Origin of the sequence: Nonomuraea sp. NPDC050680, assembly GCF_040654555.1 — a bacterium.
In the GTDB taxonomy this organism is placed as follows: domain Bacteria; phylum Actinomycetota; class Actinomycetes; order Streptosporangiales; family Streptosporangiaceae; genus Nonomuraea.
In genome coordinates this window covers 268,269-285,156 of the sequence record NZ_JBFAIF010000002.1, presented here as the reverse complement: position 1 = coordinate 285,156, position 16,888 = coordinate 268,269, and the positions used below count along the sequence as shown (strand labels likewise).

General features: G+C 69.2%; 16 protein-coding genes. 10 read left to right on the top strand and 6 right to left on the bottom strand.

Features of this window, described 5'->3' with window-relative positions:
- Window positions 1-178 precede the first annotated feature (178 nt).
- Entirely contained in the window at window positions 179-868 is a 690-nt protein-coding gene (locus tag AB0H88_RS07845) for a sulfite exporter TauE/SafE family protein (RefSeq protein WP_357642518.1), read from the bottom strand.
- 136 nt (window positions 869-1,004) lie between these two features.
- On the opposite strand from AB0H88_RS07845, the gene AB0H88_RS07840 reads away from it, so the two are divergent.
- Both AB0H88_RS07840 and AB0H88_RS07835 read left to right on the top strand, forming a co-directional pair.
- Window positions 1,005-1,340, top strand: coding sequence for a hypothetical protein (locus AB0H88_RS07840; protein WP_357642517.1), 336 nt, complete (start codon window positions 1,005-1,007; stop codon window positions 1,338-1,340).
- On the top strand, window positions 1,312-1,635 hold the full coding sequence (locus tag AB0H88_RS07835; RefSeq protein WP_357642516.1) for a type II toxin-antitoxin system PemK/MazF family toxin: 324 nt from the start codon (window positions 1,312-1,314) through the stop codon (window positions 1,633-1,635). The genes AB0H88_RS07840 and AB0H88_RS07835 overlap by 29 nt, the downstream gene beginning before the upstream one ends.
- An 87-nt stretch (window positions 1,636-1,722) precedes the next feature.
- Here the strand turns inward: AB0H88_RS07835 and AB0H88_RS07830 are convergent, their stop codons facing one another.
- Window positions 1,723-2,367, bottom strand: a complete 645-nt coding sequence (locus AB0H88_RS07830; protein WP_357642515.1) for a TetR/AcrR family transcriptional regulator C-terminal domain-containing protein — start codon at window positions 2,365-2,367, stop codon at window positions 1,723-1,725.
- A 70-nt stretch (window positions 2,368-2,437) separates the two neighbouring features.
- On the opposite strand from AB0H88_RS07830, the gene AB0H88_RS07825 reads away from it, so the two are divergent.
- Both AB0H88_RS07825 and AB0H88_RS07820 read left to right on the top strand, forming a co-directional pair.
- Window positions 2,438-3,361 (top strand): ATP-binding cassette domain-containing protein, encoded by a 924-nt coding sequence (locus tag AB0H88_RS07825; protein WP_357642514.1) that lies wholly within the window; start codon window positions 2,438-2,440, stop codon window positions 3,359-3,361.
- A 122-nt stretch (window positions 3,362-3,483) separates the two neighbouring features.
- Window positions 3,484-4,320 (top strand): ABC transporter permease, encoded by an 837-nt coding sequence (locus AB0H88_RS07820; protein WP_357642513.1) that lies wholly within the window; start codon window positions 3,484-3,486, stop codon window positions 4,318-4,320.
- A gap of 535 nt (window positions 4,321-4,855) precedes the next feature.
- On the opposite strand, the gene acnA is transcribed toward AB0H88_RS07820, so the two are convergent.
- Both acnA and AB0H88_RS07810 read right to left on the bottom strand, forming a co-directional pair.
- A complete protein-coding gene (acnA, locus tag AB0H88_RS07815; protein WP_357642512.1) occupies window positions 4,856-7,600 on the bottom strand; it encodes an aconitate hydratase AcnA in 2,745 nt (914 codons plus the stop codon).
- 145 nt (window positions 7,601-7,745) lie between these two features.
- A complete protein-coding gene (locus AB0H88_RS07810) occupies window positions 7,746-8,474 on the bottom strand; it encodes a metal-dependent hydrolase (RefSeq protein ID WP_357642511.1) in 729 nt (242 codons plus the stop codon).
- Window positions 8,475-8,827: 353 nt separating this feature from the next.
- On the opposite strand from AB0H88_RS07810, the gene AB0H88_RS07805 reads away from it, so the two are divergent.
- The 4 genes from AB0H88_RS07805 to AB0H88_RS07790 all read left to right on the top strand — a co-directional run bounded on the left by AB0H88_RS07805 (window position 8,828) and on the right by AB0H88_RS07790 (window position 12,427).
- Window positions 8,828-9,553 carry a PadR family transcriptional regulator gene (locus AB0H88_RS07805; protein WP_357642510.1) on the top strand — a complete coding sequence of 242 codons (726 nt, stop codon included), beginning with the start codon at window positions 8,828-8,830 and terminating at the stop codon, window positions 9,551-9,553.
- Between the two features lie 3 nt (window positions 9,554-9,556).
- On the top strand, window positions 9,557-10,090 hold the full coding sequence (locus tag AB0H88_RS07800; RefSeq protein WP_357642509.1) for a DUF1707 domain-containing protein: 534 nt from the start codon (window positions 9,557-9,559) through the stop codon (window positions 10,088-10,090).
- Between the two features lie 82 nt (window positions 10,091-10,172).
- Window positions 10,173-11,057: an alpha/beta hydrolase gene (locus tag AB0H88_RS07795; protein ID WP_357642508.1), complete on the top strand. Its 885-nt coding sequence runs from the start codon at window positions 10,173-10,175 to the stop codon at window positions 11,055-11,057.
- A 44-nt stretch (window positions 11,058-11,101) separates the two neighbouring features.
- Window positions 11,102-12,427, top strand: coding sequence for an MFS transporter (locus tag AB0H88_RS07790; RefSeq protein WP_357642507.1), 1,326 nt, complete (start codon window positions 11,102-11,104; stop codon window positions 12,425-12,427).
- On the opposite strand, the gene AB0H88_RS07785 is transcribed toward AB0H88_RS07790, so the two are convergent.
- The gene (locus AB0H88_RS07785; protein WP_357642506.1) at window positions 12,422-13,060 is read right to left on the bottom strand and encodes a response regulator transcription factor; all 639 of its coding nucleotides are present in this window, start codon (window positions 13,058-13,060) and stop codon (window positions 12,422-12,424) included. The genes AB0H88_RS07790 and AB0H88_RS07785 overlap by 6 nt on opposite strands.
- Entirely contained in the window at window positions 13,057-14,130 is a 1,074-nt protein-coding gene (locus tag AB0H88_RS07780; RefSeq protein WP_357642505.1) for a histidine kinase, read from the bottom strand. Before AB0H88_RS07780 ends, AB0H88_RS07785 begins: the two co-directional genes overlap by 4 nt.
- 101 nt (window positions 14,131-14,231) lie before the next feature.
- Here AB0H88_RS07780 and AB0H88_RS07775 point away from each other — a divergent pair, with 101 nt between their 5' ends.
- Both AB0H88_RS07775 and AB0H88_RS07770 read left to right on the top strand, forming a co-directional pair.
- On the top strand, window positions 14,232-15,650 hold the full coding sequence (locus AB0H88_RS07775; protein WP_357642504.1) for an alpha/beta fold hydrolase: 1,419 nt from the start codon (window positions 14,232-14,234) through the stop codon (window positions 15,648-15,650).
- Between the two features lie 94 nt (window positions 15,651-15,744).
- Window positions 15,745-16,845, top strand: a complete 1,101-nt coding sequence (locus tag AB0H88_RS07770; RefSeq protein ID WP_357642503.1) for a hypothetical protein — start codon at window positions 15,745-15,747, stop codon at window positions 16,843-16,845.
- The last annotated feature ends 43 nt before the right edge of the window (window positions 16,846-16,888 follow it).

Below are 16,888 nucleotides of genomic sequence, written 5' to 3'. Positions count from 1 at the left end.
CGGCGTGGGGCGGGCGGCGTGGGGCAGACGGGGGTGGGGCGGGCGGCGTGGGGCAGACGGTGTGGGGCGTGGGGCAGACGGTGTGGGGCGTGGGGCAGACGGTGTGGGGCAGACGGTGTAGGGCGGGCGGCGTGGGGTAGGCGGCGTGGGGTAGGCGGCGTGGATCAAGCGGCCTGGATCAAGCGGCCAGGCTCTGGGCGATGAGGGCGGCGGCCGAGAAGGCGGCGACCACCAGCACCGCGGTCCGCACCTTGCCGCCGTCCAGGTAACGCCGCAGCGGCCCCGACACCAGGAACCCGAGCACCATCGGCACGATCAGCACGGCCCCCGTCGCCGCCGCCCGGCCGGAGAACTCTCCCACCAAGCCCAGGATGGCCAGCGACTGCGCGGCGCCCAGGAAGAAGACCATCGCCAGCGTCGCCCGGATCTGCGGCCCCTTGGCGTGCTGGTAGACCAGCGCGATGGGCGGCCCGCCGACGCCGGTCGCGGTGCCGGTGATGCCCGAGACGAACCCGGCCCCCGCGATGGTCGCGGCGTTACGCGGCACGCTGACCGCCCACGCCGTGAGCCCCACCGCGATGAGCACCATGACCCCCACGAAGACGCCTCGTGTGTAGACGGATATGTAGACCAGGACGACACCGCCGATGGCCGCACCGGGCAGCCGCCCCAGCACCGCGAAAACCACCCCGCGCCAGTCCACCTTCCGCCACTCCGCAGCCAGCGTGAACAGCGGCAACGTGATGTTGACCACCTGAATCGCGGTGGGCATCAGGGAGTGGTCGAGCATGGTGAGCACCGGCGCGGCCACCAACCCCAGCCCGAACCCCACGCTTCCCTGGACGACCGCCCCAACGAAGACCGCCAAACCGCCAACAATCATCACTAATGCCATCTGAGTCACGCAGGAGAGTCAATCATCATTACTCTGTGTTGCTATTCAAGCGGCATGCGTTACAGCGAGGGTGTAGGTTTCTTCCCGACGCAGACGTAGCCTCCGGAGTATGGCCGTGAAACAAAAAGCAACGACGATACGCGTCAGCGTCAAGACCCGAGACAGGATCGCCGCACTGGCACGAAAGGCAGGTGAACCCATGACCGCGATCATCGACCAGGCCATTCGGGAGTTGGAGAAGAAGCACCGCTGGCAACATGTCGCGGACCAGATGGAACGCACGAGGAAGGAGGACCCGCGAGCCTGGGCCGACTATCTCGCCGAGTCTGAGCTGGTCCAAGGCCCACCATCAAGCTCCCTCCGCATCGCACCCGAGTGGGAGGGGCTCATCACGTTTCCCGAGGAGAGAGATGAGGGTGATCCAAGGCGAGATCTGGCTCGCTGAGCTGGGCGAGCCGACCGGCCGAGAGCAGGGCTACCGTCGCCCCGTGCTCGTCGTGAGCAACGACAACTTCAATGCCGCGGCCGCAGTAAAGATCATTGTCCCCCTGACAACGACCGAGCGCGGATGGGACAACCACATCCCGGTCAGCCGCGAAGGCACGGGGCTCGACAAACCCAGCTGGGCCATGGTTGAGCACGTGCGGAGCGTGTCTCCCCAGCGGTTCACCAGGAGAGTCGGGATCGCTCCCGACGAGGTTGTCCGCGAAGTGACCGACTGGATCGCGGACATCGTCTGACGATTAGTGCCATCCGGCGAAGCTGAATTTCGCCGGGTGGCACCCTCATAGTGCCAGACTCGCCGATCGACAGTCCGCCAACCCGCCTCAATCGACTGCGGTCTTGCTCCCCTCCGCCGACAGTCGCAGCCGCATGCCGTCCAGGATGAGGGCCAGCCCCGCCTCGAACGAGTGGTCGCCCTGCGGGTCGCCCTCCTCCATCAGGGCCGCCATGATCCGTGGGTAGCGTGCCTGAAACTCCGTCATATCGGGCCCCGACTCGTCCGCGTCCGGCCGCGTCCGGTCGGCCTGCTCCTCCAGTACGAAGCCGGCCACATAGTTGCTCACCGTGAACAGCCCCCGCGCCGCATCCACCACCGTGAAGCCCGCCAGTTCCAGCGCCTCCACCGCCCGCTCCACCATCGCGAACATCTCAGGCGACGACCGCGTCCCGGCCGCCAGCCTGGCCCCGTCCCGGTGGGAGTTGAGTATCGACCGGCTGCCGCGGGCGTAGTCGGCCACCCACTCCCGCCACTGCGACGCGTCCGTGAACACGGGCCGCGTCACGTGCGGCGCCTCCATGGCCACCGCCATCGCGTCGAGCAACTGCTGCTTGTTCTTGAAGTGCCAGTAGAGCGCCGGTGCCTGCACGCCGAGCTCCGCCGCCAGCCGCCGCAAGGTGAGGCCGTCGAGGCCCACCTCGTCGAGCAGGCGGAGCGCCGTCGCCACGATGGTGCCTGTTTCGAGTGCCACGGTTGACAGTTTAACAACGTTCAATGCATCCTTAACATCGTTAGATTTAACGGCGTTAAGGAGGTATGTCGTGATCCATGCGGAAGGACTCCGGAAGAGTTACCGGTCCAAGGACGCGCTGGCGGGCATCGACCTGTCCGTGCCGAAAGGCACGGTCTGCGGGATGCTCGGGCCCAACGGGGCGGGCAAGACCACCGCCGTACGCATCCTCACCACCCTCCTGCGCCCCGACGCCGGTCACGCGGAGGTGGCCGGGCTGGACGTAGTGCGGGACGCGGCGCGGCTGCGCTTCATGTTCGGGCTCGCGGGGCAGCACGCGGCGGTCGACGAGTTACTCACCGGACGGCGCAACCTGGAGATGTTCGGCAGCCTGTATCACCTGCCCAAGGCGGCGGCCCGGCGGCGGGCCGCCGAACTGCTCGAGCGGTTCGACCTGACCGACGCCGCGAACCGGCGGGTCAAGACGTACTCGGGGGGCATGCGCCGCCGCCTCGACGTGGCCGCCAGCCTGATCGTCTCGCCGCCCGTGCTGTTCATGGACGAGCCCACGACCGGTCTCGACCCGCGCAGCCGCCTCGGGCTGTGGGAGCTGCTGCGCGACCTGGTCGCCGAAGGGACCACGCTGCTGCTCACCACCCAATACCTGGACGAGGCCGACCGTCTGGCCGACCAGATCGTGCTGCTCGATCAGGGGCGGGTCGCCGCCTCCGGCTCACCCGAGGAGCTGAAGCGGCGGATCGGCGGCGACCGGGTGCAGATCGTCCTCCGCACGGCCGCCGACCTCCCCCAAGCTCTCGACCTGGTACGGCGCGCGGCCGATGAACGACAGGTGGAGGTCGTGGACGAGCGGCGGGTGACGGTGGCGGTCGAACAGGGGGCGCAGTCGCTCATCCGCATCGCCGGCGCGCTGGACACGGCCATGATCCCGGTCGAGGACCTGTCCCTCCGCCGCCCGACCCTGGACGAGGTCTTCCTCCATCTGACCACCACCTGACACCAGCCAACCGCCGCTGACCATCCGATCACCACCCGACCAGGCCACCCGGCCACCCACCCTGACCACCACCCGACCCGCCTTCCGGCATGTTCCGGCCGATTCCCGCGAGGTGACTCCACATGGCCCTTGTCCACGTACCCGCTCCGCCGACGACGCTCGGCGAGCGCCTCCGCTGGACGATCTCCGACTCCCTGACCATCGCCCGCCGCACCTACTCCAGGCTGAGGGCGCAGCCAGGGGAACTAGCGGGGTACCTGGTGTTTCCCGTAGTCATGACCATCCTGTTTGGCTATGTCTTCGGCAGCGCGATCACCCTCCCCGGTGGGGGCGACTACCGCAGTTACCTGATGCCGGGCATCTTCATGCAGGTCATGGCGATGACCGCGGCCGCCGCGGCCACGGCGGTCGGCGAGGACATGGAACGCGGCATCATCGACCGGTTCCGCGCCCAGCCGATCGCCCGCGGCGCCGTGCTCATCGGCCGCAGCGTCGCCGACCTGTCCATGCACCTGCTGTCGCTGTCCTCGATGGTGGTGGCGGCGGTCCTGCTGGCGGGGTGGCGGGCACACGGCACCTTCGGGCAGACGGCGGCGGCGTTCGGCCTGCTGGCCCTGTTCGGCTTCGCGATGATCTGGGTGGGCACCTACATCGGGCTGTTCGTCAGGAGCGGCGCCCAGGCGGACGCGGCGACGTTCGGGTGGCTGTTCCCGATGACGTTCCTGGCCAACACGTTCGTCCCGACGGAGGGGCTTCCCGGGTGGCTCAAGCCGGTCGCCGACTGGAACCCGATGAGTGCCGTGGTCGCCGCCGCCCGCCTGCTCTTCGGCAACCCGACGTCGCACTCCACCGCCTGGCCGCTCCAGCACCCGATCGTGGCGAGCCTGCTGTGGTCCGGGGCGATCATCGTCGTCTTCATCCCGTTGGCCGTCCGCGCCTACCGCCGCATATCCCGCTGATCCACCGGGTGCCGCGAGCCGAAGCAGGCGGCCAAGGACACGCGCGTCACGGCGCCCAGCCCCGTGAACCGCAGGAGCGTGCCCCTGGACGGGGCCCGGCCACGGACGGCGGGTGGGGCTCACCGTGCCTGCCGTACAAGGGAAGTGCCCGTAAAACAGGTACGGACGGGCGCGCCCCTGGACGGGGCCCGGCCACGGACGGCGGGCGGCCACGGACCGCGGGCGGTGCGAAAGCAGATGTCTGCAAGGAGGCAGCGAAGCGCCGCGCGGCGGTGTGGTGCCGGGCGGCGCTTCGTGGTCGGGTGGTTCACCCCCGATGTGGGCGCGTGAGGTCGCGCCCGCCCGGCCGCGGGAAGTGCGGCGCGGGATCCCGGCGGCCTCCGCCCAGCTGGTGGCCGAGGCGGAGGCGCGGGAGGTCTCAGCACCCTCGCGAAGAACCCTCGCGAAGAACCCTCGCGAAGAACCTTCACTGAAGCCAAGGACTCGAACCCTCGCGAGAGGTCACGACTGGCGTCAGATCAGATCTGACGTCGGGTCAGGACTTGGCGAGGAGGGAGCGCAGGACGTACTGCATGATGCCCCCGTGCCGGTAGTAGTCGGCCTCGCCGGGCGTGTCGATGCGGACCACCGCGTCGAACTCCACCTCGCCCGCCTTGACGTGCACGGTCGCGGGGATGCCGCCCTTGTTGAGCTCCTCCACCCCGGTGATGTCGAACGTCTCCTCGCCGGTCAGCCCCAGCGAGGCCGCCGAGACGCCCTCCGGGTACTGCAGCGGCAGCACGCCCATCCCGATCAGGTTGGAGCGGTGGATGCGCTCGTACGACTCCGCGATGACGGCGCGGACGCCCAGGAGCGCGGTGCCCTTGGCTGCCCAGTCGCGCGAGGAGCCCGAGCCGTACTCCTTGCCCGCGAGCACCACCAGCGGCGTCCCGGCCGAGGCGTAGTTGACCGAGGCGTCGTAGATGAACGACACCGGCCCCTCGTCCTGGGTGAAGTCGCGGGTGTAGCCGCCCTCGGTGCCGGGCGCGATCTGGTTGCGCAGGCGGATGTTGGCGAACGTACCCCTGATCATGACCTCGTGGTTGCCGCGCCGCGAGCCGTAGGAGTTGAAGTCCTTGACCTCGACCTCGTGCGACTGCAGGTATTGGGCGGCGGGCGTGCCGGCCTTGATGGAGCCGGCCGGCGAGATGTGGTCGGTGGTGACCGAGTCGCCCACCTTCACCAGCACGCGGGCACCGGAAATGTCGGTAACGGGGTCAGGAGTCGAGGGCATGCCCTCGAAGTAGGGAGCCTTGCGCACGTACGTGGAGGAAGGGTCCCACTCGAAGGTGTTGCCCGTGGGGATCGGCAGCGACGTCCAGTGCTCGTCGCCCTTGAACACGTCGGCGTAGTCCCGCTCGAACATGTCGCGCCCGATCGAGGAGTTGACCACGGCCGTGATCTCCTCGGGCGACGGCCAGATGTCGCGCAGGAAGACCGCCGTGCCGTCGGCGCCGACGCCCAGCGGCTCGGTGTCGAGGTCGAGGTCCATGGTCCCGGCCAGCGCGTACGCCACCACGAGCGGCGGCGAGGCCAGGTAGTTCATCTTGACGTCGGGGTTGATCCGGCCCTCGAAGTTGCGGTTGCCCGACAGCACGGCCGTGACGGCGAGGTCGTTGGCCTGGATCGCGTCGGAGATCTCCGGGAGCAGCGGCCCGGAGTTGCCGATGCAGGTGGTGCAGCCGTAGCCGACGAGGTTGAAGCCGATCTTGTCGAGATACGGCTGGAGCCCCGAACGCTCGAAGTAGCCGGTGACGACCTGCGAGCCGGGAGCCAGGGAGGTCTTGACCCACGGCTTGCGGGTCAGGCCCTTCTCGACGGCGTTGCGGGCCAGCAGGGCCGCGCCGAGCATGACGTACGGGTTGGAGGTGTTGGTGCACGAGGTGATCGCGGCGATGGAGACGATGCCGTGGTCGATCTCGAACGAGGTGCCGTCCTCGAGCGTCACCGCGACCGTCTTGTGCGGGCGGCTGCCGTTCGCGCGGGCGTTGGAGGCGGGCGCGTCGGAGGCGGGGAAGCTCTCTTCCACGGCCTCGTCGATGCCGTCGTTGTCGAAGTCGGCGACGTAGTTGCGCACGTCGCGGCGCCAGGTGTCCTTGGCGGCCGACAGGGCGATGCGGTCCTGCGGGCGCTTCGGGCCGGCGATGGACGGGACGACGGTGCCGAGGTCGAGCTCGATGTACTCGGAGAAGACCGGCTCGGGCGCCGACGGGTCGAGCCAGAGGCCCTGAGCCTTGGCGTACGCCTCGACGAGCGCGATCTGCTCCTCGGAGCGGCCGGTCAGGCGCAGGTAGTCGACCGTCTGGCCGTCGATCGGGAAGATCGCGCAGGTGGAGCCGAATTCGGGGCTCATGTTGCCGATCGTGGCCCGGTCGGCCAGCGGCACGGAGGAGACGCCGTCGCCGTAGAACTCGACGAACTTGCCGACCACGCCGTGCTTGCGCAGGATCTCGGTCACCGTCAGCACCAGGTCGGTGGCCGTGGCGCCGGCGGGCAGCTTGCCGTTGAGCTTGAAGCCGACCACACGCGGGATCAGCATGGAGATCGGCTGGCCGAGCATCGCGGCCTCGGCCTCGATGCCGCCGACGCCCCAGCCGAGGACGCCGATGCCGTTCTCCATCGTGGTGTGCGAGTCGGTGCCCACGCAGGTGTCGGGGTAGGCCTTGCCGTCGCGGATCATGACCACGCGGGCGAGGTGCTCGATGTTGACCTGGTGGACGATGCCGGTGCCGGGCGGGACGACCTTGAACTCGTCGAACGCGGTCTGGCCCCAGCGCAGGAACTGGTAGCGCTCGTGGTTGCGCTCGTATTCGCGCTCGACGTTACGCTGGAAGGCGTCGGGGTGGCCGAAGTAGTCGACGATGACCGAGTGGTCGATGACCATCTCGGCGGGGGCCAGCGGGTTGATCCGGGCCGGGTCGCCGCCCAGGTCACGTACGGCCTCACGCATGGTGGCCAGGTCGACCACGCACGGCACGCCGGTGAAGTCCTGCATGATGACGCGGGCAGGGGTGAACTGGATCTCCACGCTCGGCGCCGCCTTGGGATCCCAGCCGCCCAGCGCGCGGATGTGGTCGGCGGTGATGTTCGCGCCGTCCTCGGTGCGGAGGAGGTTCTCCAGCAGGATCTTCAGGCTGAACGGGAGGCGGGCTGCGCCTTCGACGGCGTCCAGCCGGAAAATCTCGTAAGACGCGTCGCCTACGCGTAGCGTGTCACGGCTGCCGAAGCTGTTCGCGGACACGATGATTCGCCTCCTCCATAGACATTTGCTCAGTTGAATCCTGCCGCACCCCGGGAGCAGTAAGAACGTTAGGTGAACCTAACCCGCGGGCCGCGCGGCGGATGTCTTGATGTCAAGATATCTCGAAAAGTATCTCGACATCAAGTTAAACTGGCGCCAGCCGCCAGAACAGCAGGCCGATGATGGCGATGGACAGCACGGGAGCCAGGATCTTCTGCTCGAACGTCTTCCCGGTCTTGATCCCGATCTTCCACGGCAGCACGAACCGGACCGACACCGGCCACAGCACCGGACAGCCCCGCTCGGTCATGCAGTCGCCGACGACGTGCACGAGGCAGCCGATCGCCACGGCCATGCCCAGCCACGCGTAGCCGACCCCCTGCGACAGGAAGACGGCGTAGAGGCCGGCGGTCAGGCCGACGTTGACCATCGCCGAGCCGAGCTTGTTGCCCGGGATGCCGACGCCGATCGCACGCAGCGCCAGCCCGATGAGCAGCACGACCATGATGTCGCGGCCGATCGGATAGGTGTTGGCCAGCCAGTGCGTCGCCAACCCGAGCACCACCGCGAACGCCAGCGAATGCGTCGCCCCCCGATGCCCGCCGCTCAGCCAGTTGACGGCCTTGCTCAGCATCCAGGTGACCGGCCCGAACGTCTGCGCGATCGTCGCGCTCGGATGGTCGAGGTCGGGCAGCATGGCCGCGCCGGCGCAGATGATGGCGCCGGCGATGAACTCGGCCGGGGTGAGGGCGTTGGCCATGATCCCGGTCTCGATGAACCTGGACGACTCGGTCAGCATCGGAAGCGCGGCGAGCCCGGGCGCGAGTCCTAGCCAGGCGATGGCCCCGGTCATCGCATGCGAATGCCCCATCATGATCGAAACTGTACGGCAAAGCCGTTCTTTACGCGCGGAGACCCGCCTGGCGCGCCATCACCCTCACCTCAGCGCTACGGACTTTGCTCAACGCAGGCCATCGGAGCTCACCAAAGCTCACCGCGGAGATGTCCGGAAACGCAGACGAGGTCGTCTCCGCGGCGACAGCACCCCCCAGCCCTGCCGACGCGGAACGACCTCGTCTGCTCTGAACAACGACCCCCTCCCGTCTCCTGTTCCCGTAATCCGCAACTTTTTCGTGATCTGTCTCACTCTGCCCTCCCGCTTGCGAACGACATATTGGCGATATATCTTTGAAGCATCGAGAACATTCACAAGAAGGAGAGTTTGACATGACTTCCGCACAAGCAGCAGGCAGACCGTGGCCCGAGCCCCGCGAGTTCAAGCGTGCCGCCCGTGAAGCGCTCAAGGCCGTGGCCGAGGCGTGGGAACAGGGCGGGCACCACCATCACCACCACCGCGGCGGCGGCCCGCACGAGGAGCGGCAACGCGGCCGGCGCGGCTTCCCGCCCGAGTTCGGGCGAGGGCCCTGGGGATGGGGCCCCGGCGGGCCGGGCCCGTTCGGGCACCGGGGCGGCTGGGGAGGCCGGGGTGGCCGGAAGGCCAAGCGGGGCGACGTACGCGCCGCGATCCTGGCGCTCCTGTCCGAGGAGCCGCGCAACGGCTACCAGATCATCCAGGAGATCGCCGAGCGCAGCGAAGGCGGCTGGAAGCCCAGCCCCGGCGCCGTCTACCCGGCCCTCCAGCAGCTCACCGACGAGGGACTGGTCGTCGCCGAGGAGAACGAGGGCCGCAAGACCTTCCGCCTCACCGAGACCGGACTCGCCTACATCGAGGCGCACGCCGACGAGATCCGCGCCCCGTGGGACGAGATGCGCCCCGACATCGACGACAACACCGCGGACCTGTGGGACATCGCGCGCCAGTCGGCATTCGCGATGATGCAGGTTTTGCAGACCGGGAGCGACGCACAAATCCGCGAAGCGCGTAAGACTCTTGTAGAGACCCGGCGCAAGCTCTACCAGATTCTGGCCGACGGCGACCCGGGCGAGGAGTAACGCATGACCGGCGCCACCCTGGAAGGCCGGTACGGGGAGAGCGAGGAACCAGCCATGGACCCCAACGATCTCCGCATCGGCGACGCCGAGCGCGAGCAGACGATGGCCGACCTGCGCGAGCACTTCGCGCAGGGCCGCCTCGACCGCGAGGAGCTGGACCAGCGCCTCGACCGGACGCTCGGCGCGCGCACCGCGCGCGACCTGGCGCAGATCACCGCTGACCTGCCCGGTCAGCGGCGGCAGTACGACTACCGCGAGCCGCATGGCCTGCCCCCCCAGGCGTTCGACAAGGACGCCTTTCGGGCGGCGATGAAGGCGCACCGGCACCAGATGCAGTCGATGCGTCACGAGCGGCGCGGCATGCGCCATGGTTGGGGACGCGGGCACCATGGGCCGGGGCCGTTCCTGCCGATCTTGTTCGTGTTGCTGATGGTGGGGTTCGTGTTCGGGGGGTTCGGCATCGCGAAGGTGCTGTTCTTCGTGTTCATCGGGGCCATGGTCGTCAAGATGATCCACCGGCACTCGCACCGCCGCTGATCCCCCGTATCCCCATTTAGAGGCATATATAGGTCCGATCGCCGCCGTCGCCCGACCGGCGGCGGTCGGCACAATTCGCGGCATGTTCCAACACCCGAACGGCCGCCACCACCAGATCCGCGGCCACCGCCTCTGGGCGGAGCAGGACGGCGCGGGCCCCCCGGTCGTCCTGCTGGCCGGGCTCGGCCCGGCCGGCTCGCACGTGGTCTTCCACCCGCACTTCGACGCGCTGGCCGCGGACCATCGGGTGATCTACGTCGACCTCCACGGCCGCGGCCGATCCGACCGCCCGGCCGACCTGGGCGAGATCACCTTCGCGAGCGACGTGGCCGACGTCACGGCCCTGCTCGGCGAAATCGGCCCCGCGCACCTGTACGGCTTCTCCTACGGCGGCCTGATCGCCCAGGCCATCGCCCTGGACCACCCTAGCCTCGTCACGACCCTCACCCTGGCCAACTCCCTGCACAGCCCGGAGATGTGGCAGCTCAACCACGCCAACATCAACCGCGAACTGGCCGCCCAGCTCCCGGAGACCTGGGAGCGCATCCAGATGCTGCGGCGCTCCGGCCTGCGTTCCACGTCCGCGCCCATGCGCGCGGAGTTCGCCGCGGCGGCACCGCTGATCAGGTTCTACGATCCCGCCAACGCCGCCCTCCTGGCCACCGAGCCGGGCGCCCGCAACGAGGAGCTTTATCCGCTCTTCTGCGGTGACGACGTCGATTTCGTGATCGGTGGGCAGGTGGCGACGATTCCGGACTTCCGGCCTCGGCTCAAGGAACTCGCCGTCCCGCTGATGGTGCTGGCCGGGCGGTACGACCGGGCGTTGTATCCGGCTTTGCAGCTCGACTTCCTGCGGTTCGCCCCGCGGGCGCGCTTCGAGATGCTGGCGCGCAGCGGCTCCTTCGGCCATGTCGAAGAGCCTGAGACCGTGCTGGGCCTGCTGTGCGAGTTCTGGCGGTCCGCATGACGAAGCGGTCCAGCTATGAATCGCCTCGCTCTCCGGCCGAACCAATGACGCGCCGGACGGCGGAGCGTGACTTCGGGCTGCTCTGGGCCGGGCAGTCGTTGTCGCTGTTCGGCGACCAGTTCATGACGCTGGCGCTGCCGCTGCTGGCCGTGACCGTCCTGGGCGCTTCCCCGGCGCAGGCCGCGTTGCTGCCGTTCGCGCTGTTCGTCCCCTTCCTCCCGCTCGGCCTGCCGGCCGGGGCCATCGTGGACCGGCTGCCCCGCCGTACCGTCATGCTGGTCTGCGACGGCGTGCAGGTGCTGGCGTTCGGCGCGATCTGGGTGCTGGCCGCCCTGGGCGGGCTCACGTTTCCGCTGCTGTTCGCGCTGATCCTGGTGAGCGGGTGCGCGGTGGTGTTCTTCCAGGTCGCGTACACCTCCTACCTGCCCAGCCTGTACGACGAGGCGGAGGCGCTGCATCGCGGCAACACGCGGCTGGCCCTGTCGGAGTCGGCCGCCAAGGCGCTGGGCCCGATGGCGGCCGGGCCGGTCATCGCGGTGCTCGGCCTGGTCGGCGCGATCGCGGCCAACATGGTCAGCTTCGCGGCGTCACTCGCCTCGCTGGCGCTGATCCGCCATCGCGAGAGGGGCACCGCCGCGCTGGACATCGCTACGCCGGGGACCGCACCTGAATCGGGCACCACCGCCCAAGGCGCCGGACGTGAGCCCGGCTGGATGCGGCGCGACATCGCCGAGGGGCTGCGGTTCGCGCTCCGGCACCCGATGCTCCGGCCCGTCCTGGCATGCGGCACGGCTTATGTCCTGTTTTTGTCCATGGTCGAGACGAGCCTGGTGCTGTACTGCCGCAACGTCCTCGGCCTGTCCCCCGGCTGGATCGGCGTGGTGATCGGCGCCGCCGCGGCGGGCTACCCGATCGGGAACCTGCTGTCGACCCGGCTGATCCGCCGTCTCGGCTCGCCGCGCACCCTCGTCCTGGCCGCGTCGGTGTCCGTCCTGGGCATCGTCGCCATGCCCGCGCTCGGCTCCCTGGGCGGGACACCCGGCGCGATAGGGCTGGTCGCGGGCAGCATCGTGCACTGCGTCGGCGAGGGCGCCTTCGGCCCCACGTCGATCACGATGCGCCAGGTCCTCACCCCGGCGCCCCTACTGGGCCGGGTCGGTTCGGTGCAGCGATTCCTCATCTGGGGCGCCATCGCGCTGGGCAGTCTGCTCGCCGCCGGGGCGACCGCTTTGGGCGGGCTCGCCGCCGCGGTGTGGATCGGCGCGCTGGGCACCGTACTGTGCCTGCCCGCGCTGCTCCAGCGCGGCATCCGCGCGGCGATGACGGCGCCGGCCGAGGCTATGACGGCGGCGGCCGAGGCTCGGCTATGAAGGCGGCGTCGCGTCGCGGACCAGCAGGGCCGCCTGTACGCGGTTCGCGCACTTCAGCTTGGCGAACACGCGGCTCACGTAGGTCTTGACCGTCGCCTCGCTCATGTGAACCCGCCTGCCGACCTCGGCGTTGGACAACCCCTCGGCCACCAGGGCGAGGATGTCCGACTCGCGAGCGGAAAGGACGGCCAGCCGCCGGACGGCTTCGCGCCTGCGTTCGTCCGCGCCGGGCGAGACCATGTCGATCACCTGCCTGGTCACCGCCGGGGACAGGTACGCCTCCCCCGCGTGGACGGCGCGCACCGCACGGATCAGCTCGTCCGGCGCGCAGTTCTTCAGGAGGAATCCGGAAACGCCCCGCTGAAGCGCCAGCCGTATGTTCTCGACGTCGCCGAACGCGGTGAGCATCACCACGCGCGGTCCGTCCAGTTGCGCGGCGGCGGCCAGTCCGTCCAGCACCGGCATGGTGATGTCGAGCAGGGCCACGTCGACGCGGTGGCGGCGAGCGAGTTCCACGGCCTCGCGCCCGTTCCGCGCGCCGGCCACCACCTCGATGTCACCGGCCGATTCCAGGACGGTCCGGATACCCGTGGTGATGAGCGGTTCGTCGTCGGCGATCAGTACTTTGATCACGCGACGGCCTCCAGCGCGACGGGGAGCATCGCGACCAGCCGGAACGTGTGCGGCTCGTCGTGGACGCGCAGCAGTCCGCCCGCCGAGCTGACGCGTTCCGCCAGCCCGGTGAGCCCGGTGCCACCTGTGGAGATCGTCGGCGCGCTGCCCCGAGCCGGGCTGTCGACGCCGAGCAGCAGGGCGTCGGGCTGCCAGTCGAGCGAGACGGTGACCGGCGAGCCGGGGGCGTGCTTGGCGGCGTTGGTCAGGCCCTCCTGGACCACCCGGTAGGCGGCGTGGCCCGCGCCCGCGCCGCCGAGCGGGGCGGCCCGGCCGGAGCGTTCGAGCCGCACGGCGACACCGGCCCGCCTGAACTCCGCGACCAACATCTCAATCCCCTCCAGTCCCGGCGAATCATCTCCCTCCGGCCCGGGCGAGTCGTCGCCACGCAGGCGGCCCACCGCCACGTGCAACTCGTCCATGGCCGCCCGCGCGGCGCGCGCGAGGTCGCGTACCCCCTGCCGCTGGCGCGCCGGCAGCGCGGCCACCTCCAGCGCCGCCGCCTGCACCGACACCAGGCTGAGCGCCTGTCCCAGTGAGTCGTGCATGTCCCGCGCGATGCGCAGCCGCTCGCGCAGGCGTTCCCGCTCGGCGATGAGCTCCCGCTCGCGGCGCTGGTGCTCGTCCTGCCGGGTCAGGTAGCGGCCGGCCAGCACGGGCAGGACCACCAGCACCACGGCCCGCGCCAGGACGAGCCACGGCTCGGGCGGCATCGTGGCACGGTGCGCGATCATGAGCAGCAGTCCCACGTAGGCGACGGTCGCACCGATCGTCAGGACCGCGTCCCGGCGGGTCAGCATGCGGCGTCCGGCCTGGTAGCTCGTACAAACCAGCAAGGCCAGCGACGCGCCGGACACCACCGCCATCGGGACCGCCACCACGAACGCCACGAACGGCATCCGTACGCTCAGCACCATGACCAGCGCCGTCACCACGGCGTACGCGGCGAGCCCCCAGCCGGCCGTCCCGTCCAGCCACAGCAGCGTCGCGTCGGCGATCACCACAGCAGCCACGACAGCAAACCTCGACATACGCGTCACTCTACTGAGGCCTCAACTCGCCAACCTTCGCTTACACGATCGACAACTTTCGCCGACAGACCGTACGAGGGGTGCGATCCTAGCGTGGGGGCATGATCCAAACTCTCCTGGCGCTGGCCGTCGTGGCTCCGTCCCTTCCGGCCCAGGCTCCGCAGACCCTCCAGTGGCAGCCGTGTCCGGTAGCGGGGACGTCCGAGATGGTGTGCGCGGACCTTTCCGTCTCCTTGTCGAAGCAGAGCGACAGGAAGATCACCCTGAAGGTGGCCCGCCTGCCCGCCACCGGCACCAAGCGGGGGTCGGTACTGATCAACTTCGGCGGTCCGCAGGGCGACCAGATCGCGATGATGCGCTCCCGGCCGGAGATCTTCGCCAAGCTCCGCAAGTCGATGGACATCGTCACCTGGGATCCGCGCGGCTATCCCGGGCTCAGCACCCCGGTGCTCCAGTGTGACTGGAGCGTGCTGCGCACCCCGCCGTTCCCCGATGACCAGGCCGAATTCGAGCGCCTCGTCGTGGAGAACCGCGCCAGGGCCACCAAGTGCCGGGACACCGACCCCGAGCTCTTCGACCACATGGACAGCGCCAGCGACGCCCGCGACGCCGAAGCCATCCGGGTGGCGCTCGGCGAGAAGCGGATGAACTTCATCGGCACCTCCTATGGAGGCACGATCGCGCAGGCGTACGCCAGGCTGTTCCCGAGCAGGGTACGCACGATGTACGTCGACGGCACCGGCAACCACAGCGCCCGCGACTGGGAGCGGGAGCTCGACGCCATCGCCCGCGATAACGAGCGTTTCATGAAGCGCTTCCTCGACTGGGCGGAACCCGGCATGGAGCGCCGCTGGCGGGCGCTGGTCGCCAAGGCGGACAAGGAGCCGATCCCGGCTCCCCAGGTGAACGCCCGCTATGACGGGACGCAGTTGCAGGCGCTCATGTTCCAGAAGGTCAAGAGGGGTCTCGACCAGTGGGACGAGGTCGCGGCGGCCATCAAGGCCGCCGAGGGCGGTGACGCCTCCGGGTTCGCCACTTCGAGCCGCTATCCGTACCCCGGATTGCAGGGCGGCGGCGTCAAGGAATGTCTCGACTTCCCGAGACCCGCCACCCAGGCGCAGGTGGCGAGCACGGTCAAGCGGCTGCGCACGATCGCTCCCAACACCGGCGCCGCGTTCCCGCTGGCGTGGCACGCGCCGATCACCTGCGCCGGCTGGCCGGCCCCGGTCGCCAACCCGCCGAAGCCGCTGCCCAAGAAGCTGCCGCCGGTCCTGGGAGCGGGCACCTGGCTGGACTTCGCGGCCACGAAACGGGTGGTGGACCAGGTCCCCGGCAGCCGGACCATCAACTTCGACGGTCCCGGCCACAACCTCTTCGCGGCAATGGCCAATCCGTGCGTCATCGACCATGTCAGCCGCTACATCATCACCCGCCGGCTCCCATCGCGCGGGGTGAAGTGCGCGGCTCCGGCCTCCGGCGTTCAACAAGAGGCCACAAGAGAGTCAAACAATAGTCAGTAAAGTTCCTGCGTGTCCCTTTATGGTGTCGGTCAGCACTGATCCACCGAAAGGTACGCGGAAGAACATGCGGGTCGCTCACATACTGTTCGCGACGTTGACAGCGTCGGTCCTGTTCGCCCTCCCAGCCCAGGCGGCCGACCGGCCGTCGCGACTGCCGGCGGAGGTGAACGGCGGAGCCTGGCCGTCGGGCCACGTCCAGGGGATCGCGATCGACCAGAAGAAGGGGTTCATGTACTTCTCCTTCACCAACCTCCTGGTCAAGACCGACCTCGCCGGCAAGCCGGTCGGCTCCGTCACCGGCTTCACCGGCCACCTGGGCGACCTGGACTTCAACAGCCGTGACGGCCGTGTCTACGGCTCTCTGGAGTACAAGGCCGCCAAGTCGTTCTACATCGCCATCTTCGACGTGGACCGCATCACCAGCCTCGACATGAACGCCGAGACGTCCAATGTGGTCACGGCCGTCTACCTCAAGGACGTGGTGGACGACTACAGCGCCGACATGAACGGCGACGGCGTCTTCGACGGCGACACGGCCAAGACCCCGGACCACCGCTACGGCTGCAGCGGCATCGACGGCGTCGCCTTCGGCCCCGCGTTCGGCAAGCGCGGCGGCGGCGACAAGCTGACCGTCGCGTACGGCATCTACGCCAACGCCGACCGCCAGGACAACGACTACCAGGTCATCCTGCAGTACGACATCAAGCAGTGGCGCCAGTACGAACGCCCCCTCACCCAGACCGACCCGCACACCTCGGGACCCGCCCGCTCGGACGGCAAGTACTTCGTCCGCACCGGCAACACCACCTACGGCGTGCAGAACCTGGAGTACGACGGCCACACCGGCAACTGGTTCATGGCCGCCTACAAGGGCATCAAGCCGCAGTTCCCGAACTACTCCTTCTTCATGATCGACGGCTCCGAGCCCGCCGTGATCAAGCCCATCGAAGGCCAGCCACAGCCCGAGCGCGGCAAGACGCTCTCCTTGGTCGAGCGGGGTCTCCATGACCAGGCGACGGGCATCTGGGGCTGGGAGTTCGGCGGCCAGTACGGCCTGGCCTCACTGGACGACGGCCGCTACTACGTCGCCCAGCAGGGCACGGTCGTGGAGGACGGCGTGACCAAGCAGACCGGCCTCGCCCAGCTCCACCGCTGGACCGGCAAGGCCCCGGCACCCTTCGAGCGGGTCCAGTAGCGGGTCGTACGCGATCGCACAGCTGGACCGTCTCCTGACAGCG

Bases quoted from the DNA above. Each gene is read 5' to 3' on its own strand.
- AB0H88_RS07780 (WP_357642505.1), bottom strand. From the start codon at position 14,130: ATGTCGAGGTTTGCTGTCGTGGCTGCTGTGGTGATCGCCGACGCGACG.
- AB0H88_RS07820 (WP_357642513.1), top strand. From the start codon at position 3,484: ATGGCCCTTGTCCACGTACCCGCTCCGCCGACGACGCTCGGCGAGCGC.
- AB0H88_RS07775 (WP_357642504.1), top strand. From the start codon at position 14,232: ATGATCCAAACTCTCCTGGCGCTGGCCGTCGTGGCTCCGTCCCTTCCG.
- AB0H88_RS07810 (WP_357642511.1), bottom strand. From the start codon at position 8,474: ATGATGGGGCATTCGCATGCGATGACCGGGGCCATCGCCTGGCTAGGA.
- AB0H88_RS07790 (WP_357642507.1), top strand. From the start codon at position 11,102: ATGACGCGCCGGACGGCGGAGCGTGACTTCGGGCTGCTCTGGGCCGGG.
- AB0H88_RS07795 (WP_357642508.1), top strand. From the start codon at position 10,173: ATGTTCCAACACCCGAACGGCCGCCACCACCAGATCCGCGGCCACCGC.
- AB0H88_RS07805 (WP_357642510.1), top strand. From the start codon at position 8,828: ATGACTTCCGCACAAGCAGCAGGCAGACCGTGGCCCGAGCCCCGCGAG.
- AB0H88_RS07800 (WP_357642509.1), top strand. From the start codon at position 9,557: ATGACCGGCGCCACCCTGGAAGGCCGGTACGGGGAGAGCGAGGAACCA.
- AB0H88_RS07840 (WP_357642517.1), top strand. From the start codon at position 1,005: ATGGCCGTGAAACAAAAAGCAACGACGATACGCGTCAGCGTCAAGACC.